At 63.5% G+C, this 19,061-nt stretch carries 21 protein-coding genes; 11 read left to right on the forward strand and 10 right to left on the reverse strand.

Going from position 1 to position 19,061, the window contains the following annotated elements:
• From VFW69_RS24085 to VFW69_RS24095, 3 genes are all read left to right on the forward strand, one after another.
• Nucleotides 1–387: zinc-binding dehydrogenase (locus VFW69_RS24085; protein WP_526505378.1), on the forward strand; the 387-nt coding region annotated here is incomplete at its 5' end.
• Nucleotides 388–514: 127 nt separating this feature from the next.
• Nucleotides 515–2,137 (forward strand): benzoylformate decarboxylase, encoded by a 1,623-nt coding sequence (gene mdlC, locus VFW69_RS24090; protein WP_526505380.1) that lies wholly within the window; start codon nt 515–517, stop codon nt 2,135–2,137.
• Between the two features lie 28 nt (nt 2,138–2,165).
• Complete coding sequence (locus VFW69_RS24095; RefSeq protein ID WP_526505382.1) at nt 2,166–2,570, forward strand: tautomerase family protein; 405 nt, start codon at nt 2,166–2,168, stop codon at nt 2,568–2,570.
• 14 nt (nt 2,571–2,584) lie between these two features.
• On the opposite strand, the gene VFW69_RS24100 is transcribed toward VFW69_RS24095, so the two are convergent.
• The 4 genes from VFW69_RS24100 to VFW69_RS24115 form a co-directional block, all read right to left on the reverse strand.
• Nucleotides 2,585–3,784: a PucR family transcriptional regulator gene (locus VFW69_RS24100; RefSeq protein ID WP_526505384.1), complete on the reverse strand. Its 1,200-nt coding sequence runs from the start codon at nt 3,782–3,784 to the stop codon at nt 2,585–2,587.
• Nucleotides 3,781–3,927, reverse strand: a complete 147-nt coding sequence (locus VFW69_RS24105) for a hypothetical protein (protein ID WP_526505386.1) — start codon at nt 3,925–3,927, stop codon at nt 3,781–3,783. Before VFW69_RS24105 ends, VFW69_RS24100 begins: the two co-directional genes overlap by 4 nt.
• Nucleotides 3,924–4,721 (reverse strand): aldo/keto reductase, encoded by a 798-nt coding sequence (locus tag VFW69_RS24110; RefSeq protein ID WP_526505388.1) that lies wholly within the window; start codon nt 4,719–4,721, stop codon nt 3,924–3,926. The genes VFW69_RS24105 and VFW69_RS24110 overlap by 4 nt, the downstream gene beginning before the upstream one ends.
• A 134-nt stretch (nt 4,722–4,855) precedes the next feature.
• On the reverse strand, nt 4,856–5,548 hold the full coding sequence (locus VFW69_RS24115) for a dienelactone hydrolase family protein (protein WP_526505390.1): 693 nt from the start codon (nt 5,546–5,548) through the stop codon (nt 4,856–4,858).
• Nucleotides 5,549–5,708: 160 nt separating this feature from the next.
• Here VFW69_RS24115 and VFW69_RS24120 point away from each other — a divergent pair, with 160 nt between their 5' ends.
• Both VFW69_RS24120 and VFW69_RS24125 read left to right on the forward strand, forming a co-directional pair.
• Entirely contained in the window at nt 5,709–6,257 is a 549-nt protein-coding gene (locus VFW69_RS24120) for a MarR family winged helix-turn-helix transcriptional regulator (RefSeq protein ID WP_526505392.1), read from the forward strand.
• A 489-nt stretch (nt 6,258–6,746) separates the two neighbouring features.
• Nucleotides 6,747–7,058, forward strand: a complete 312-nt coding sequence (locus VFW69_RS24125; protein WP_526505394.1) for a type II toxin-antitoxin system PemK/MazF family toxin — start codon at nt 6,747–6,749, stop codon at nt 7,056–7,058.
• A 462-nt stretch (nt 7,059–7,520) separates the two neighbouring features.
• On the opposite strand, the gene VFW69_RS24130 is transcribed toward VFW69_RS24125, so the two are convergent.
• The 5 genes from VFW69_RS24130 to VFW69_RS24150 all read right to left on the reverse strand — a co-directional run bounded on the left by VFW69_RS24130 (nt 7,521) and on the right by VFW69_RS24150 (nt 11,324).
• Nucleotides 7,521–7,937, reverse strand: a complete 417-nt coding sequence (locus tag VFW69_RS24130) for a type II toxin-antitoxin system VapC family toxin (protein ID WP_526505396.1) — start codon at nt 7,935–7,937, stop codon at nt 7,521–7,523.
• 9 nt (nt 7,938–7,946) lie between these two features.
• Nucleotides 7,947–8,168 carry an antitoxin gene (locus tag VFW69_RS24135; RefSeq protein ID WP_526505398.1) on the reverse strand — a complete coding sequence of 74 codons (222 nt, stop codon included), beginning with the start codon at nt 8,166–8,168 and terminating at the stop codon, nt 7,947–7,949.
• Nucleotides 8,169–8,924: 756 nt separating this feature from the next.
• Nucleotides 8,925–9,155: a DUF6400 family protein gene (locus tag VFW69_RS24140; RefSeq protein WP_526505400.1), complete on the reverse strand. Its 231-nt coding sequence runs from the start codon at nt 9,153–9,155 to the stop codon at nt 8,925–8,927.
• Nucleotides 9,156–9,461: 306 nt separating this feature from the next.
• A complete protein-coding gene (locus tag VFW69_RS24145) occupies nt 9,462–10,289 on the reverse strand; it encodes an acyl-CoA thioesterase (protein ID WP_526505473.1) in 828 nt (275 codons plus the stop codon).
• A gap of 27 nt (nt 10,290–10,316) precedes the next feature.
• Nucleotides 10,317–11,324 (reverse strand): CobW family GTP-binding protein, encoded by a 1,008-nt coding sequence (locus VFW69_RS24150; protein ID WP_526505475.1) that lies wholly within the window; start codon nt 11,322–11,324, stop codon nt 10,317–10,319.
• A gap of 153 nt (nt 11,325–11,477) precedes the next feature.
• Here VFW69_RS24150 and VFW69_RS24155 point away from each other — a divergent pair, with 153 nt between their 5' ends.
• The 6 genes from VFW69_RS24155 to VFW69_RS24180 all read left to right on the forward strand — a co-directional run bounded on the left by VFW69_RS24155 (nt 11,478) and on the right by VFW69_RS24180 (nt 18,272).
• Nucleotides 11,478–12,107, forward strand: a complete 630-nt coding sequence (locus VFW69_RS24155; RefSeq protein ID WP_526505402.1) for a TetR/AcrR family transcriptional regulator — start codon at nt 11,478–11,480, stop codon at nt 12,105–12,107.
• Nucleotides 12,108–12,147: 40 nt separating this feature from the next.
• Entirely contained in the window at nt 12,148–12,819 is a 672-nt protein-coding gene (locus tag VFW69_RS24160) for an enoyl-CoA hydratase-related protein (protein WP_526505404.1), read from the forward strand.
• 73 nt (nt 12,820–12,892) lie between these two features.
• Nucleotides 12,893–13,819: an alpha/beta hydrolase gene (locus VFW69_RS24165; RefSeq protein ID WP_526505406.1), complete on the forward strand. Its 927-nt coding sequence runs from the start codon at nt 12,893–12,895 to the stop codon at nt 13,817–13,819.
• A gap of 211 nt (nt 13,820–14,030) precedes the next feature.
• On the forward strand, nt 14,031–14,639 hold the full coding sequence (locus VFW69_RS24170) for a TetR family transcriptional regulator (protein ID WP_526505408.1): 609 nt from the start codon (nt 14,031–14,033) through the stop codon (nt 14,637–14,639).
• Between the two features lie 301 nt (nt 14,640–14,940).
• A complete protein-coding gene (locus tag VFW69_RS24175; RefSeq protein ID WP_526505410.1) occupies nt 14,941–15,375 on the forward strand; it encodes an MmpS family transport accessory protein in 435 nt (144 codons plus the stop codon).
• Complete coding sequence (locus VFW69_RS24180) at nt 15,372–18,272, forward strand: MMPL/RND family transporter (protein ID WP_526505412.1); 2,901 nt, start codon at nt 15,372–15,374, stop codon at nt 18,270–18,272. The genes VFW69_RS24175 and VFW69_RS24180 overlap by 4 nt, the downstream gene beginning before the upstream one ends.
• Here VFW69_RS24180 and VFW69_RS24185 read toward each other — a convergent pair.
• On the reverse strand, nt 18,265–19,047 hold the full coding sequence (locus tag VFW69_RS24185) for an SDR family oxidoreductase (protein ID WP_526505414.1): 783 nt from the start codon (nt 19,045–19,047) through the stop codon (nt 18,265–18,267). The genes VFW69_RS24180 and VFW69_RS24185 overlap by 8 nt on opposite strands.
• Nucleotides 19,048–19,061: the final 14 nt, after the last annotated feature.

A 19,061-nucleotide genomic window follows, 5' to 3' on the forward strand; every position in this document is an offset into this window, starting at 1 on the left:
GGGGCGAAGGTGCGTGAAATCACCGAAGGCGTGGGAGTAGCGGCGGTCTATGACGGCGTCGGTCGGACCACCTTTGACGGCAGCTTGGCCAGTCTGGCTGTGCGCGGGACGCTGGCGCTGTTCGGTGCGGCGAGTGGACCGGTGCCGCCCGTGGATCCCCAGCGGCTCAACGCCGCCGGCTCGGTGTACCTGGCCCGGCCGTCGCGGCCCGATTTCATCCGCACACACGACGAATTCGTTTGGCGGGTCGGACAATTGTTCGAGTTGGTGGCGTCAGGGGTCATCACGGTGATGGTGAGCGCCCAGTATCCACTGGCCGACGCGGCGCAGGCCCATCGCGATCTGGAGGGCCGTAAGACGGTCGGGTCGGTAGTCCTGACGCCATGACGGTTGTACCTGCGCACATCAACTCATCACCGACGGTGTCGCAGGGGACATCGACGCCGGCGCGAGACGGCGAGAGGGTGACAGGACGCCGCTGTGACGCGCAGCGACTTGACGGGAGGACTCTGGCATGGCAAGCGGAACGCGAACGGTACACGACGTCACCTACGACCTGTTCCGTGCTCTGGGGCTGACCACGGTATTCGGTAACCCCGGATCCACCGAGCAGACATTCTTGGCGAATTTTCCCGATGATTTCACCTATGTGCTGGCGCTGCAGGAAGCCTCAGTGGTGGCCATCGCCGACGGATTCGCCCAGTCGACGGGACGGCCCGCGCTGGTGAATCTGCACACCGGCGCCGGCACCGGCAACGGTATGGGCAGCCTGGTTGCCGCCTACAAGGCCAACACCCCACTGATCGTCACCGCAGGCCAGCAGACGCGTGAAATGGTGCTGTGCGACCCGTACCTCGCCAATCGCGATGAGACACTCCTGCCGTTGCCATGGGTGAAGTGGGCATATCAGCCCACGCGCGCCGAGGATGTGCCCGCGGCGTTCATGCGCGCCTACGCGACAGCGCTGCAACCGCCGGCCGGTCCGGTCTTCCTATCGATCCCGCTTGACGACTGGGAGAAACCGGCACTGGGACCTGCGGTCGTGCGAACGGTAAGTCAGCGCACGGCACCGGATTTGGATCGGCTGCGCGAGTTTGCGACGCGGATTGATGCCGCGAGCAACCCGGTGTTGGTGTTCGGCCCGGAGGTCGATCGGGCGGGGGCGTGGGACGACGGCGTCGCCTTCGCCGAGAAACTCGGGGCTCCGGTTTACGGTAGCCCGTTGCCGGACCGCGCGTCGTTCCCTGAGGACCACCGACTGTTCCGCGGACAACTCGCGATGACCATTGCCGGCGTCACCGAAGTTCTGCGTGGACATGATCTGGCTGTGGTGATCGGCGGCCAGGCCTTCCGCTACTACCCGTACGTGGCTGGGGAGTACCTCCCAGAAGGCACCGATCTCGTGCAGATCACATCTGACCCGTGGCTGGCGGGCGCGGCACCGACGGGGGACAGCATCATGGGGGACGCGAAGCTGGTTCTGCAGCAACTGCTTTCGTTGGTCGCAGACCACAGCCCCCGGACCGTGGCGCCGTTGCCCGCCCGGCAGCAGCGGGCCACCGAGACGACCCGGGAATCCGGTCCGTTGGCGCCCGATACGGTGTACGCCGCACTCAGTGCCGTCAAGCCCGCCGACGCGGTATTGGTCACCGAGTCGACATCGACGATGGCGCAGCAACTTCGATGGCTGCCGACCACCCGCCCTGGGTCGTTCTTCGCAACGGCTAGCGGTGGGATCGGTTGGGGACTCCCGGCGGCAGTGGGCGTCGCGTTGGGTGATCGCGTCCGCGGTGTGAAGCGTACGGTGGTCGCCACGATCGGCGACGGTTCGTTCCAGTATTCGGTTCAGGCACTGTGGACGGCAGCGCAGCATCGCCTGCCGATCGTCTTCGTGGTGATGCGCAACGGCGAGTACTCGATCCTGAAATCCTTTGCCCTGCTGGAAAAGACACCAGGCGTACCGGGCCTGGACCTACCTGGGCTGGATATTGGTTCATTGGCCACAGGTTTCGGTTGCCGCACAGTAGATGTCGGCACCACGGAGAAGCTCGCCACGGAATTCACCGCGGCATTGGATGTCGACGGGCCGACGGTCATCGTGGTGCGGACCCGGCCCGAGACCGCTCATCTGGGCTGACAGAAATTCCACCGACGGTAGGAGTGAGATGCCGGTCTACACCTGCACTACAACGCAATCCACACTGTCGAAGGACACGAAGATGACGCTGGCCACCGAGATCGCGCGTATCCATTCCGACATCAACCAGGTGCCCAGCACATACGTTAACGTCGTCTTCCATGAACTGGCGGCTGATTCGGTGTTCACCGACGGACGCCCAGCGGACCCGGTGCTGGTGAATGGCTGGGTGCGCGAGGGCCACTCCGCCGAGGAAACCACCCGGCTCGCAATTGAGATCGCCGCTGCAGTCAGCCGGATCGCGGGTATCCCGGCACCGCGTGTGCTCGTGGTCATGCAGAGCAGCCCGGCCAGCGGCACGGTGGAAGGCGGGCGGGTGCTTCCCGAGCCCGGCCATGAGCAGGCCTGGATCGACGCCAGCGGATCGCCCTAGGCCGGCCCCGCTGGTCACATCAGGCGGTCATACACCTCGAAGACCAAGCACAATTCGGCAACATCGCGGGGGCGCGACAGTGACCGCGCAGTCCGGTGTTCGATACGGCGCAGCCTCTGCCGCACGGTATTCGGATGGCAGGAGAGCAGCCCAGCGGTCTCCCGCACTGACGCCTCGGTGTGTTGCCATACCCGAAAAGTGCGAAACAAGGTGGCCCGCTCGTCGTCGGGAAGATCACTGAATCGCTCAATGATGGAGCGGACCGATCTGGCCATCACTTCCGGTTCACTCACGGCAGCGATCGCCAGCAACGAGCCGTCGAACACCGCCACCGACGCTGACGGTTCCGAGCGGCCCTGCATGGTGACCTTGGCGACGTGAAGGGCGCGCGCACTGTGGCGCAGGTCGTCGAAGCGGTCGCTGACTCCCACCCGCATACCGGTGGCCGCCAGCCGCGATATCAAGGCAAGGGCCCGACGGAGCAGGAGGTCGGAGAACACGTGCACGATGCCGATCTGCAAGTCGGGCAGCTCCTGCCACGCCGAGTACACGTCGAGGCTGCGCAACTTCGATTCAATTTCGGGCAGGCCCACGACGCCGACCGCGGGATTCTCCGCGGTGACGATGACGTACGGCCCCGTCACCGGTAGTCGCAGTTGATTGGCGGTAGTCCACATCGCCCATCGATCGTGTATCTGTCCCTGCAGCAGTTCATCCAGGAGTACCGACCGATGCGACGGTTCACCGAGCAGCTTACGGGTCTGCTCTCGGCGGTAGCCGGCAACCATCGCGCGGGTGTAGAGGTCTTCCACGCCGTGTAGTTGCACCGTCAGGCTGCTCAGTGCCTCCCGGCCGATCTCGGAGGTGAACCGACCTTCGCTCGCGAGCAGACCCCACAAGCGGCGGAAGCCCAAACGATCGGAGCCGATCGCCGCCGCCAGCGATTGCCCAGCCTGGGCCCGCGCGACCCCGACGGCGGCGGCCTGCGTGGGATCGAACTCATTGCTCGCTGTCAGCGACAGAAGTATGGACCGGACGTTCGCGGCGCACACGTCAGCGACCCGGTGGTGGAATTCGCCGACCGTGTCGCGGGACTCCCGGGCCGCTTGCAGTACCGCATCGCCCAGAACGAGAGCCACATCATCTGCCCGCGCGGCCAAATTGGCCGCCACCATCGCGACCCGCCGGTCGCCGGAGCCGAGTGACGAAGTCATCTGGGGCAGCCTTTTGCATCGACATGCGAGCTGAGCCGATGGATGTCGAACAGTCCCGTCGCGGCGCCGAGTTCGCTCTGGTTGCGGTCGGCGGGGATCGTCGACAACGGGTGCGTGAAGGCGGAGATGGACGGCAGCCTCATCCCCATGACGAAGCCCCGCCGGCGATGTTTTCTTCCAGGTGCTTGACACTGCTGGTGCCGGCGATCACGACCATGACGGGAGAGCGAGCGAGAAGCCACGCGAGCCGCGCCTGCTCGGCTGTCAGCCCTCTATCGGCGGGAGGGGCAGCCGTCGCACCGTAGCCGCGCGGGCCCCACGCAAGGTAAGGAATACCGTTGTCTGTACAGAAGTCCAGGGTCGGCGAGTCTGTTTGGTTGCCGTAGCTGTACATGTTCGACACGCTGGCGATGGGGCCACGCGCGTGTGCTCGGCGCAGTTGGTCGAGCGTGACGTTCGAAAGCCCGACGTGCTCGATCCGCCCCTCCGACTGCATGGCCAGCATCGTGTCGACCGCGCTGTCGAACGTCACGCCGTCGTAGGTGTCCTCCTCGCTCATCCACCGCAGGTGGGTAAGCGGGACGGTGTCCAGGCCGAGCACGGTCCGGTCGCGGTCGTTGCCCATGCGCAGCTCCTCTGGGCGGTAGTCCGGCCTAGGCGGAAAGCCGTCATGGGTCGTACTGGCGCCTGCCTTGGTCACCAGCACGAGGTCCGCCGGATAGGGCCGCAACGCGTCGGCGATGTACTGGTTGACCACTCCCTTGCCGTAGTACCACGCAGTGTCGATCAATCGGACACCAAGCTCAATCGACCGACGTAAAACAGCCAAAGCTGCCGAGGATTCACCCGACCGCAACTGCATGGCACCAAAGCCCATGCGTGGAACGGTTCGCCCCGCGATGGAGATCATCCCCGCAGCCGTTGCGTCAGTTGCCATGCCGTACTCCAATCCTCGGTATTCCCGCTCGAATTGCTAGATGTCTTCCGATGCCGGACGTCAGGTACTTGTCGAGGAACTGGTGTGCGGCGTCGACATTTTCAGGGTTATGAGCCGATCCCACGCATGTTGTGTTATCGGAGGTGTTGCCCAAAGAAGGCGAACACCCGCTGCCAAGCGTCGGCGGCGGCCTGCTTGTTCTCACCGAATCCGGTGATACGTGCCAGCGGCTGTAGGGGAGCGCGGTCGGCGAAGCTGTGCCCCGCATGGGCGTAGGTCTTCACATCGTGCGGAATGTTCTTCTCGGTCAACACTTCTTCAAGAACTTTCCCGCTGCCCCGGTTGGCTAGATCACGCTGGCCGAAGCTGGCGACGACGGGACAGCCGCCGTCGACGATTTCGGCGTACTTGCTGCGCAGCGGTGGCGGATAGAACGGCGCCGATGCTCCGAAGCCCTTTGTCGAGGCCACCAGCGCGAAGCCGCCGCTGATACAAAAGCCCGCGATACCGACCGCACGGGTGCAATCGGGTCGCCTCGACAGCAGCTCGTGAGCCGCCGCGATGTCATCGAAAGTCTCACCCTCGTAGGCCATCAGGTCCTTGAAGAGTCTTCGCATACAACGGACCATCCCACCGCGGGCGAAAAGGTTGGGGGCGACGGCCAGGAACCCATGGTCGGCGATCTGGCGGGTAATCTCGCGGTGAGGCTTACGCAAGCCGAACGCATCATGAAGGACCACGACTCCGGGCCATGGGCCGTCTCCGTCTGGAATCTCCAGTACCGCGTCGATGCTTCCGTGGGGAGTCTCGATGCTGATATCGGTCATTGCTCCTACTTTCGATCACTCACCGAGTATCGAATGCTGCAGTGAGACAAGCGACTTCGTCGTCGTTCGGAAGGGCTATCTTCATGCACCCCGCTCGTGGTACCCTTGTACAGGTACAGTGAATACTGTACACGTACATCATGTAGCGGCGGAGTAATGCATGTCAAGAGCCGATCGAAACGCCCGGCAGATTGCGCTGGCCGAAGGCTTTACTGCGATGGGGCAGGCGTGGATCCGCTGGGTGCATGCCAGCGTTCCCGATGACGCGGTGAGCTACGCGCGGCTGCGAGTGCTCACGGCGTTAGAAGGCAGCCCCGACGGATTGACCATGTCGGGCATAGCCGCGGCGCTGGGGGTGACCGGGCGGCGGGTCACCGTGCTGGTGGACGCCCTGGTCGAGGACGGACTAGTGGCGCGGTACGCCCATCCCACCGACAGACGCAGCACCATCATCGCGATCACCGGAACCGGCCGGGCCAGTCAAAGCCAGGCATGGCAACAGCACCAGCGCACCATCTCGGCAGCATTCGCCGACCTCTCCGACGACGACCAGGTGCGACTGCTCGCCATCAGCCACACACTGACTGACGCATTCCGGCGCCAACTAGCCGAACACGCCGCCCCGCCGGTCGAGGAGCGTGTCAACCCGGAAACGGTTCTGATTCGCAATAACCGTCCAGTGCGCGCCGCGCGACCCACGTCGGACTAAGCCTCGATCCACCGATGAAAACCCCCCGCAAATGCCCGCAGCCTATGCGCGGGAGGCCGTTTCGGTGGGCATCGGTCCCGCCGGCTAGTGTCCGACCCCTCGGGTAGTCGGCACATCGCAAGCCTCGGGGGCCGCCGGAGAGGAGCGATTGATTCATCTGTTGCGAAATGCGGTACCGGTAAAGCCGAATATTCGATTCCGCCGTATTCCACGGGCGGGGCAGGCGCCCAGACCGGCGTCTTACAATTTGTAGTACGCTGGAGTGTATGGCTGACACCATCACTTTCAGGTCCGACGATGACACATCGAATGCGTTAGCTGTGTTGACGCGTGATGGCACTCCGGTATCAGCTGCCGTTCGAGCGGCACTGATCGACGCCGCACGGCGAAAGGCCGCCGACTCAATTCGCGCCGAAGCCGAGGCACTTGCGGCGGATGGGGCCGATAGGGCAGAAGCGGCACAGGTACTCCGCGATATGGAGACACTGCGTGCGTGGTGAGATCTTCCGACTTCGCGCCCCACGCGATATCCGAGGCCACGAACAGTCCGGCACACGCTATGCCGTCGTCGTCCAGTCCGACGAACTCCGGTTATCAACCCTGCTGGTCGCACCGACATCGACAGCGGCCCGCGCGGCGAGCTTCCGACCCGAAATTGAGATCGCTGGTCGTGCCACCCGAGTGCTGGCCGAGCAAACTGCAGCTGTCGACCCCAGCCGGCTGGGCGAAAGTGTCGGTTACCTCAGCATCGACGAGGCGCGCCGCGTCGATGCGGCGCTGCGAATAGTGATGAAGCTCTGATAGTGACCGCGGGTAGTCGCAGTTTAGGGGTTGAGCGACCGTAATGATTCATGAGATGCAATATGCAGTACTTAAAAGTTGACATAATGTCGCTTATCGGTAGAAACCTATTGCGAGTCGCATCAGATGATAGTGCTCGCACCCGTTGACGATTGGCTAGGTGAAACGTTGCGGGCCGATGGCAGTCTTGAACGCCTCGATCGAAGTTCCGCAATTGGCTGGCCGCCGAGCGCAACATCATTTTCGACCGGGTGAACCCAAGCCCATCGATCTGTGGCAATTGAAATGGATCTCTGACGTGCACGGAACAGTTCTCCCTCGCGAGCCCCCGGTTGCCCCATTACGTCACAGTGACGCTTTGGGCGGACGCGGGGACCGAAGGGATTCTCCTGCTATGCAATGTCTTTCGTGCACTAGCGGATTGCGGAGCCGCTCCGGTGTGACGAACACCTCCGGCCATACTCAAAGCGTGGTCAGTAGTTCCACATCGCGCCCTTGGGCGAGGGAAACAATGGCAGCGTCGAACGTAACGAGGCGAACTCCCCTACGGCGCGCGAGCGTGAGCAGATGTGCGTCTGTCACTTGGCGGTGACCGACGATGGTTGGAACGTCGTCGTCAATGAGTGACACGTCGTCGGATAGGAACCGGTGGCCATCGGCCCCGCGCAGGGAAGCAAGGACATACCGCGCGTCGGCCATCCCGATAGGGCTCGGAAGCACCTTTGGGTTCGTCGACACGCGAACGAACCCGCTTTCTGTAATAGGGCAGGTCGCCCAGCCCTGCGGCGCATTGGCGGCAAACCACTCGCGCATGCGCACGTGGTGGATGTGAGAGTCCCACGCCAAAGCGACCAGCGCGTTGACGTCGAGCAGCGCCATCGGCGGTGGTCAGTCCTCGTCGAGCGCACGCCGGACGGTTTCCAGCGTGATCGGTGGCGTGCCCGACGGCACACGGATGACCGGCAACCCATCGGTGGCCTCGACGCGCGCCGGCGTGAGGCCGCGGCGCGCCAACTCGGAGATCACCGCGCCCAAGGACCGCCGCTCGCCGGCGGCGAGTTCCCGTGCCGCGACGACCACGTCGTCATCGATGTCCAGTGTCGTTCGCATATCCTGATGCTATCGCATCAACGCATCAGACGCGCAGCGCGCCTTTGCCACTCTGTCCCTGGTTCTCACCTGCAGGGGGACCTCGCCTGCCGACAGGCCCCGACAGAGCGATGGTTCTGGATTACCGCGTTATCGACCCAGGCCGATCGGGTGACAAATTCGAGCGTCGCGCCATTGGACCGCCGCGCGCGTGCAAACGAGTCGTCGTTTACCCCTTCTGCCTTCCCGGCGACACCGGCACTAATACGTCACAGTGACGAATAGCTTTGGGCCGCACACACTTCCGGCGCTCCGCGTCGGCCGGCCGAGGCCATCGCCCACGCCGACCGGCGTTCAGCAAGCATGCCGAGTGTCACGATCCATAACGACGAGACGACATACGACAATGACGCAGGCGGCCGGGGTGACAAATGTATGCATCGGCCCCCCGGCCCCCCATTCCCTCCCCGCGGCCCATCGCCGCCAATACGTCACTGTGATGAATAGCTCTGCAGCGCAGGCATATTGGGATATGAGGTTGGCCGGTGTTAGTTCGGTTTGCGTCCCCGCCGCATGGGGCGCGCGCGGCGATGCGTGTCGGTCGACCAGAGATAGCCGCAATCCGAGCACTGCAGGTGCACCAGCGTGCCCCGGTTGCTCAAGAGATACTGCCAGTGCGTGTCGCAGTTTCGGCTGCTCCGGCAATCACCACATTTGGTGCCGTGATCGCAGCACGGGCACGGCAGCCACGCGCGGCGACCGCGGTCGGCAGTCGGATCAATCGGAAACATGAGCAGTCGTCCGCTCTGGCAGTATGCCCGCGCGGACCAACTCGTTGTAGACCCGCTGCTGCTCGTCGTCCAGGTTCGAGTACAGCATGTCGTAGGCCTGCTGCTCCTCGGCGAGCACGGCGACGGGATCCCAGTCGTCACCAATTGCTTCGAGCACAGCGCTGCGCCTGCGCGCCTCGTCGAGGGTCAGATCATAAGCAAAGTCGAGGTCGGCCATCTCACTCCCAGCCATTAGCTACGCAAACGAAACGTTAGGATTGCCTAACCGACGCCAATCGCGCTATGACGTACGTCACTGCTGCTGGTTGAGGTTCGTCACACTCCGCGTAGGCGCCTGCGGCACCCGACAATCCTTCAACTGCGGATTGAGCCCTTCAGCGACGAAGCCAGCCTCCGGGTGCTACATCCACCAAACCGGTCCGCGGACTGCCCTCCCCCTTCCCGCCTATCGCCCGTAATACGTCACTGTCACGACTGTTGTTGCAGCGAAACGCTATCGACGACGGTGATGGCGGATGCGGTCTCACGTGATGCACGGCGGGAAGTACATCTCCTGTTTCACCGTGCACACCAGTTCGCCGTTGCGGTTGAACATCGACCCGCCCGCCAGCGCCAGCGAACCGGCGCTACTCGGTGACGACCGGTCATAGAGAAGCCAATCCGATAAGGCCGCCGGCGCGTGAAACCACACCGAATGATCACGCTGAGCTGACGCCCCGACACCACCGCGCGCGGCATATGCCGGCTCGGTCAACGTCACCGCCGACAGGTAGGCCACCAGGCTGGCGGTCAGCGCTGGATCATCGGGAACCTCGCCTGCGGGCCGCCACCACATCAGCGCCCGTGCGGGTGGAGCGTCCTGGGTGTCGATAATTCGGCGCTCGAACCAGCGCAGGCTCGACCATCGCCCTTGGGCGCTCTCGTCGGACTCCGCCAGGTGCGGCGCAACCCACGGCAGGGACTCTGGATTGGCAGCCCCGGGCATGGATGGTTGGTAGACGACCTGAGCGGGTGCGGAATCGGCGACTTTGAACGAAGACATCGTTTCCATCAGGATCTTGCCGCCTTGGCGCGCCGTGACTCGTCGCGCCGAAAACGTCCGGCCTTCTTGGAGGTCAACAACCTCGAAGTCAACCGGCCGACGCGAATCGCCAGGCCGAAGAAAGTAAGTATGGACACTGTGCGGTGCGCGACCCGGCGCGGTGTGGCTGGCCGCCAACAAAGCCTGAGCCGAGATATGCCCGCCGAGAATATGGTTGGCGGGCGCAGGCAGTTGCTGCCCGACGAAGAGCCACTGGTCGACCCTCTCGAGCTCCAAGGTGGCGAGCACGTCGCCCAGCGAAGATGACATCACCGACGTATCTTGCCCGATCGCGCCTCACGCGCTGATCCGCTGGTACACCTGTAACCGCCGTGATGCCGACGCCGACGCCGGCCCGGATGCCGGCTGCAGGGCGTTGTCGAGTCGTGCACGAACGGTGTGGGAGTCGAGATGCATCCCGATCGCCACTAGGCAGTTGGTCGTGGCACCCGGCGGCGCCTTCCGGATGTGGATTGCGCCACCGACAAGGTTGACGACATAGTCGTGCACGGTCGTGCGGTGCCGCACGGCCACAATGCCTTTCAGCCGGAACACCTGTGGCGGGGGGTCTTCGAGAAGGTCGAGCAGGGCATCGGGGTCGACGCAACCAGAGCTGCTGACGGTGACGGCGTCGGCATGGACGTGGTCGTGGTCGTGGTCAGGTGCCAGGTCCAAAAACGAGAGTTGGCCAAGCTGTCCGGAGGTGGCTGCCGCGTCGAAGAGCAGCTCTGGGTCTATCCTGCCAGCCGTTGTTCCCACCACATGTATCCGCGGGTTACGTTGCGCCGCGCGCTGTGTGACGCGTTGGACCACAGCCGACCGCTCCTTCTCAGGTACCTGGTCCAGCTTGTTGACCACAATCAGCGACGCCGCGCCATAGCGCACCGGCGGCAGTGTGCCGCAGTCGACGGTGTCGAAGTGATTCACGGCATCGACGACGTCGACAAGCCCGCCCGCCCGGACCCCGCGGATTTCACTGAAGCCGATGATCCGTGCGATCGCCACCGGGTCGGCCAAGCCGCTGGCCTCGACGACAATGGCATCGAGGCGGCGAGCCGGGTCGGCGAGCTTGATGAGTGCGTCATCAAAGCCGCCGTCATCGGGCAGGCAGCAGATGCAGCCTCCAGCGATCGAGGCCGGCTCGTCGACCTGGCCGGCCACCAGGGCGGCGTCGATGTTGATGTCGCCGAAGTCGTTGATTATCACGCCGATTCGTGTGCCGGGATGACGTAGCAGATGGTTGAGCAGCGTGGTCTTCCCGGCTCCGAGATGGCCAGTGAGCGCGATGACGGGTATCGCAGCCAAAGCTTTGCCCTCCACATCGACATCCGGACATCCGATGCTAGCCACGGCCCGAACGGCTATTTCCGGAGACCGACTTGGCGAGAGGTCAGGCTCGCGCATTCCACAAATAGAATTGCCTCCAATAATAGAGCACTCGCTCTGTATAGTGGTCCCGTGCCACGCCCCCGCATGCATGATCCCGACGCCGTACTCGACGCCGTTGAGGACCTGGTGGTGCGATCGGGCCCAACCGCGATGACCATCCGAGCGATCAGCGCGGCGGTGGGTGTGTCCAACGGCGCTGTGTACCACACCTTTACATCGCGGGGTGGGCTGATGGGCCGGGCTTGGCTGCGGGCGGGCCAGCGATTTTTGGCACTGCAGACTTCGCTGGTCGAGGAAGCACTAGCCAGTAACAACCCGGATGGCCCCATCGAGGCAGTGGTGGCCGCCGCCGACGCAGCGGTGGTATTCACCGAGCAGTATCCCGGCTCATCAACACTCGTGCTGCGCGTGCGCCGCGAGGAAGTGCTCGCCGACGACGTTCCCGACGATGTTGGCGATGAGCTGCGACGTCTCGACAAACTTCTCGTCGCGTTGATGGTGCGGCTTGCCTTCGCAGTCTGGGGCCGCAAGGACGCGGCGGCGGTCGACGCGATAACCAGCTGCGTCGTCGATCTGCCCACCGCGCTGCTGCTGCGCCGCGACCGGCTTGGAAGTGCCACCGCACGCGCGCAGCTGCACGCGGCCGTACGCGCCGTGCTGGCGGTAGGGCCCCCTCCACCGCGACAGCGACGCGATTGACGAACCTTCGTAACTACAAGCGCAACTGAAGAGGAATCACATGGCAGTGACATTGGACTACGCCGACAAAATCGCCATCGTCCGCCTGGGCGAGGACGAGAACCGTTTCTCCCCTACGTTTCTGCATGACATCGATGATGCACTCAGCCAAGCGATCTCAGACGGCGCCCAGGGTTTGATCACAACCGCCGGCGGAAAGTTCTACTCCAACGGCCTGGACCTGGAATGGCTGAGCGCTCACACGGACCAGGGACAGTGGTACATCGGCCGCGTGCACCAGCTTCTCGCACGCATGCTGACCCTGCCCCTACCCACCGCGGCCGCCGTGGTGGGTCACGCGTTCGGCGCCGGCGCGATGCTGGCCATCGCACATGACTATCGCGTGATGCGCGCCGACCGCGGGTACTTCTGCTTTCCGGAGGTAGACATCCGCATCCCGTTCAACCCCGGCATGGCCGCGCTCATCCAATCCAAACTCACGCCGCGCGCCGCCATCGCCTCGATGACCACGGGCCGACGCTTCAGCGGCCCCGAGGCAGAACAATTCGGCATCGTCGACGCCACCTGTTCCGAGGGCGCGGGCACCGATACGGCCCTCGACGTAGTGCGCCCACTGCAGGGCAAAGATTCAGGCACCCTGGGGGCGATAAAGCAGACCATGTTCGAGCGCGCGGTGCGCGCACTAGTCGATGACCACAGCGGGTCGCAATGACTGCTCATGGACATTGATGCCGTTCCTGTATGGTCAGCGATGTCTGCCGGCGCAAGGGAACAGAGGGCACTCGATGGCAAACAGGCTCCCCGACAACGCCTTCACGTCCCCACAAGTTTTAGACCCCGGCCTTCGCAAGGTGGCGCGATTCGTACCGCGCGGATACGCCCTGCACCGCGGTCTGAAGTTTCAGCGCGCAGTCATGAACATGATGGGCAACGCGGGACGGCTCCGCACCGTGCCGGTCGCCGCCGTTAACGAGCACGTCAGCGTCCGTCTGCATCGCCCGGCCGGCATGCCCGACCACGCACCCGCACTGCTGTGGATCCACGGCGGCGCGACCGTCATGGGGCACGCGGCCCAGGACGATAAATACCTGCGCAAGCTGTCCGACCGCACCGGGTTCGCGATTGCCGCGGTAGAGCACCGATTGGCTCCCGAACACCCCTACCCGATACCGGTCGAAGATTGTTACGCAGCCCTGCTGTGGCTGGCCCGCCAGCCGTGGGTTGATTCCGATCGGGTCGCCATCGGCGGGGCCAGTGCCGGTGGGCATTTCGCGGCCGCGGTCGCCCAGCGAGCGCACGACCGCAACGACGTCCAAATCACCTTCCAAATGCTGGTCTATCCGATGCTCGACGATCGCACCGGCGCCAAGCGCGACGGCCCGAGGCGCATCATGTGGAGCGAATCCGACAATCAACTCGCCTGGCAGTGGTACCTCAACGGGGCCGATCCCGAAGAGGCGGCACCGGGTCGGCGAACGGATTTGTCGGGCTTGCCGCCCGCCTGGATCGGGGTCGGCACGCTGGACCTCTTCTATCAGGAGAACCTGGAGTACGCGCGACGCCTGCGTGAGGCGGGCGTGCCGGTGCAGGAGGAAATCGTTCCGGGCGCGTTCCATGCGTTCGATCAAATCGCCGACAAGGCGCCGATATCGAGCAGGTTCTTCGAAAGTCAATGCGACTATTTGCGGCGTGCGCTTGCGCCCAGCGGATGACCGCCATCAACCAGCGCATCGTTCGCCGCGTGTAATCGAATCACGTTGTGCAAGAGTGGTTTATCTCCGGGCATGGTTTCAACATGCACACCGCCATAGTCCCGCGGGGGATCAGCCAAAATTTGCTGAGGCGCATGGCGCACAGCGGCCCTCGACCTCGAACGCGGTACCTTTTGACTGCAAAGTGTGCACAACGTGCAACTATATGGGTATGGCCAATCCCGTAGGGCTACGAGAGCGCCGTCGCCGCCAGACGAGCGCCGACATCCGCGACGCCGCGGTGCGCCTGACGCTGAAACGCGGATTCGACAAGGTCACCGTCGACGAGATCTGCGCCGAAGCCGGGATCGCCACGCGCACGTTCTTCAACTACTTCCCCAACAAAGAGTCCGCCCTCGCCTACGGCCCCTCGGACATTCCTCCCGAGCTGGTGGCCGATTTCGTGGCCGCCGGGCCCGCCCCGTACTCGGTAGTGCTGGCGGAGCTGATCACCCTGGCCGCCCACCACCTCCGCGACGTGCCCCCGCAACGCGAACACGCGGCCCACATGCTCGAACTCGCCAAGACCTCTCCCGCCGTGTTGGCGGCGTTCCTCGCCGACTTGGAGCGGTTTCAAAAGCAGTTGACCGACATCATCGTGCGTCGCCAGGCGATGAAGCCCGACGACGAGATGGCGGCGCTGATCTCTGCGCTGGCGCTGACGGCGGTACGGTCCGGCATCGAGAAGTGGGCCAGCGGCGAGGCAAATGAAACCGCCGACACGCCGATGCCCTATGTTGAGCGCGCCGCCGCGCTGGTGAACAGCATTTTCACAAAGTGATCTGAAACACCAGCAGCAAATGTTGCATACACTGCAAGATATGCACATCATGTACTGTGCGCTGGTGGCGGTATCCGGGGAGGCTTCAGCAACAAGGTGAGCCGGGTGTCGATGCCAGGGACGTCAGCCGGTGTGGGTGGGCAGCATCACCGCGTTTGACGCCCCAGCGCGCGCGAACCGTAGCAATCGACGTAATTCGTTGTTGAGCAATGCGACTTGTGGGCCCTTACCTGTCCACCGCCTCCGGTCGCGCAAACACTGATCCACGTCACGACAGCGTGATGGGGAAGGGACCACCTAGGTGCAGATATCGAGACTTGTGCGCAACGCCTGGTTGCCGTTGTTGATCGTGGCGGTCGTGGTGGTCGGCGGCTTTGCGGTCGTCAGGGTCAAATCGTTTTTCGGCGCCCACGACACCGGGATCATGAGCAGCCCGCGGCTCGATGATTCAAAGCCGTTCAAGCCCAAGGTCGTCAAATACGAGGTCTTTGGCTCGGCAAGCCAGGCCAACGTGAACTACTTGGACTTGTCCGCCGACCCGAGACGCGTCGACGGAGCACCGTTGCCGTGGACGCTGGTCCTGTCCACCACCGCCCCCTCGGTCTTCCCGAATCTTTCGGCACAGAGCGACGGCAATTCCCTCGGCTGCCGCATCACCATCGATGACGAAGTCAAGGCCGAGAACATGACCCAAGGCGTGCACGCCCTGACCTTCTGCTTGGTGAAATCCGCATGAGCACAACAGTCGACGACACCCGCACCGACGCCATCCCCGTCGTCAAAGAACCGGTGCATGACAAGATCCCCCGGATCATCCGCACCTTCGCCGTGCCGATCATCCTGGGCTGGATCGCGATCATCGCGGTGCTCAACGTCCTCGTCCCCCAGCTCGACGAGGTCGGCAAGATGCGTTCGGTGTCGATGGCACCCGACGATGCGCAGTCGGTGGTCGCGACCAAGCGCATGGGCGCGATATTCAACGAGTACAAGTCCAACAGCTCGGTGATGATCGTCCTCGAGGGTCAGAATCCCCTCGGTACCGACACCCACACCTACTACGACCGGATCGTCAAGAAGCTCGACGCCGACACCAAACACGTTGAACACGTTCAGGATATGTGGAGCGATCCACTGACCGGAGCGGGCGCGCAGAGCAATGACGGCAAGGCCGCCTACGTCCAGGTTTACCTGGCCGGTAACCAGGGCGAGGCCTTGGCCAACGAGTCGGTGGAATCCGTACAAAACATCGTCAAGAGTGTGCCGACGCCCAAGGGGGTGAAGGCCTACGTCACCGGGCCCGCGGCGTTGTCGGCGGACCAGCACGAAGCCGGCGACCGCAGCCTGCAGCTCATCACATTGGCCACATTCACCGTGATCATCGGCATGCTGCTGTTGGTGTATCGGTCCATCGTCACCGTGTTGCTGACGCTGGTGATGGTGGTGCTCGAGTTGTCGGCCGCGCGCGGAATGGTCGCTTTCCTGGGCTACTTCAAGCTCATTGGGCTTTCGACGTTCGCCACGAACCTGTTGGTCACGTTGGGAATCGCGGCCGCGACCGACTACGCGATCTTCTTGATAGGCCGATATCAGGAAGCCCGGGCTATCGGTGAGTCCCGGGAAGACGCGTACTACACGATGTACAAGGGCACTGCCCACGTGGTGCTCGGGTCGGGTCTGACGATCGCAGGCGCGACATTCTGCCTGCACTTCACGAACCTGCCGTACTTCCAGACGCTGGGTATTCCGTTGGCCATCGGCATGGTGGTCGTAGTCGCCGCGGCGTTGACACTGGGTCCGGCGGTCATCTCGGTGGCGACACGCTTCCGCAAGACGCTCGAACCGAAACGGACGCAACGGATTCGCGGGTGGCGCAAGATCGGCGCCCTCGTCGTCCGCTGGCCGGGCCCAATCCTGGTGTTGACGATCGGTGTGGCGCTGGTGGGCTTGCTGACCCTGCCCGGCTATCGGACCAACTACAACGACCGCAACTACCTACCCGCGGACCTGCCCGCCAACGAGGGATACGCGGCTGCGGACCGGCACTTCTCGCAGGCACGGATGAACCCCGAAGTGCTGATGATCGAAAGCGATCACGATCTGCGGAACTCCGCGGACTTCCTGGTGATCGACAAGATCGCCAAGACGATCTTCCGGGTGCCGGGGATCGGTCGCGTGCAAGCCATCACTCGCCCGCAGGGCACGCCGATCGAGCACACCTCGATCCCGTTCCAGATCAGCATGCAGGGCGTCACCCAGCAGATGAACCAGAAGTACCAACAAGATCAGATGGCCGACATGCTGCATCAGGCCGACATGATGCAGACGACCATCGAGAGCATGGAAAAGATGTCCAGCATCACCGTGCAGATGTCGAACGACATGCACCAGATGGTCAAAAAGATGCATGACATGACCATCGACATCAACGAATTACGCGACCACATGGCGGATTTCGAGGACTTCTTCCGTCCGATCCGCAGCTACCTCTACTGGGAAAAACACTGCTACGACATCCCGGTGTGCTGGTCGCTTCGCTCGGTCTTCGACGGCCTCGACGGTATCGACACGATGACGGACGATATTGAGAGCCTGCTACCGATCATGGATCACCTCGACACGCTGATGCCCCAGATGGTGGCGCTGATGCCTTCCATGATCGAAAACATGAAGGCCATGAAAACCACGATGCTGACCATGTATTCGACCCAGAAGGGTCTGCAGGATCAGCAGAATGAGGCGCAGAAGAACTCCAACGCCATGGGCAAGGCGTTCGACGCCTCAAAGAACGACGACTCGTTCTACCTGCCACCGGAGACGTTCAACAACGCCGAGTTCAAGAAGGGCATGAAGAACTTCATCTCCCCCGACGGGCATGCCGTGCGCTTCATCATCAGCCATGACGGCGATCCGATGTCGGCCGAAGGCATTTCGCACATTCCCTTGATCAAGAAGGCCGCGTACGAAGCATTGAAGGGAACGCCGCTGGAAGGCTCGAAGATCTATCTCGCGGGTACCGCCTCGATTTACAAAGACCTCAGCGACGGCAACACCTATGACCTGTTGATCGCCGGAATCGCCTCACTGTGCCTGATTTTCATCATCATGCTGATCATCACGCGAGGTGTCGTGGCATCAGCGGTCATCGTGGGAACCGTCCTGCTCTCGCTGGGCGCGTCCTTCGGGCTGTCGGTACTGATCTGGCAGCACCTCATCGGCATCGAGCTGCACTGGATGGTGCTCGCGATGTCGGTCATCATCCTGCTGGCGGTCGGCGCCGACTACAACCTGCTCCTGGTGGCGCGGTTCAAGGAGGAGATCCACGCCGGCCTGAACACCGGCATCATCCGGTCGATGGGCGGCACCGGCTCGGTGGTGACATCGGCGGGGTTGGTGTTCGCTTTCACGATGATGACGATGGCGGTCAGCCAGCTGACGGTCATCGGGCAGGTCGGTACCACCATCGGACTGGGTCTGCTGTTCGACACCCTGATCGTGCGGTCGCTGATGACACCGTCCATTGCCGCGCTGCTGGGCAAGTGGTTCTGGTGGCCGCAACGGGTCCGTCAACGCCCGGTTCCGTCGCCCTGGCCCCAGCCGGCCAAGGAACCCGAATCGGTAAGCGCCGCTAGGTAACCCAGTCCGGCTGCGCGTCGGTCTCGACGTTGGAGAAGTCCTTGTGCCCCAGGCCGGCGGTGGTGCCGCCGTCGACCACGAACTCCGAGCCGGTGGAGTAGCTGGACTCGTCACTGGCCAGATAGACCACGAGGTTGGAGACCTCCACCGGTTGGGCCGCCCGGCCCAGCGCCGTCTGGAAGATGTCGTCGGGAACCCAATCGGTCATCGGGGTCTTGATGAGCCCGGGATGGATTGAGTTGACCCGGATTCCGCTCGGGCCCAGTTCGAGCGCGGCCGACTTGGTCAGTCCCCGCACGGCGAATTTGGTCGCGGTGTAGCCGTGGCAGGCGATGGTGCCGGCCATGCCTTCGATCGAGGAAATGTTGATTATCGATCCCCGGCCTGCTTCCTTCATGGGTTTGACCACGGCGCGGATACCGAGAAACACGCCAGTCAAATTGATGTCGAGGATTCGCTGCCACTCCGAGAGCGCGTAATCCTCTAAAGTGCCGATGTTGATGATGCCCGCGTTGTTGACCAGCACGTCGATGCGGCCGAACTCACCCAGCGCGGTCGCCACTGCCGCGTCCCAATCCTCGGGCTTGGTCACGTCGAGGTGCAAGTACCGGACCGCGTCACCGACCTCCGCCGCCACCGCCTTGCCCTCATCGTCGAGAATGTCACCGAACACCACCTTGGCTCCCTCGGCGACCAGCGTCCGCACGTGTGATGCGCCCATCCCCCGGGCACCGCCACTGATGAGGGCCACCTTGCCCGCCAACCGCTCTGCCACTGTGCTTCTCCTGT

Origin of the sequence: Mycobacterium sp. (assembly GCF_036273375.1) — a bacterium.
Classification (GTDB): Bacteria; Actinomycetota; Actinomycetes; order Mycobacteriales; family Mycobacteriaceae; genus Mycobacterium.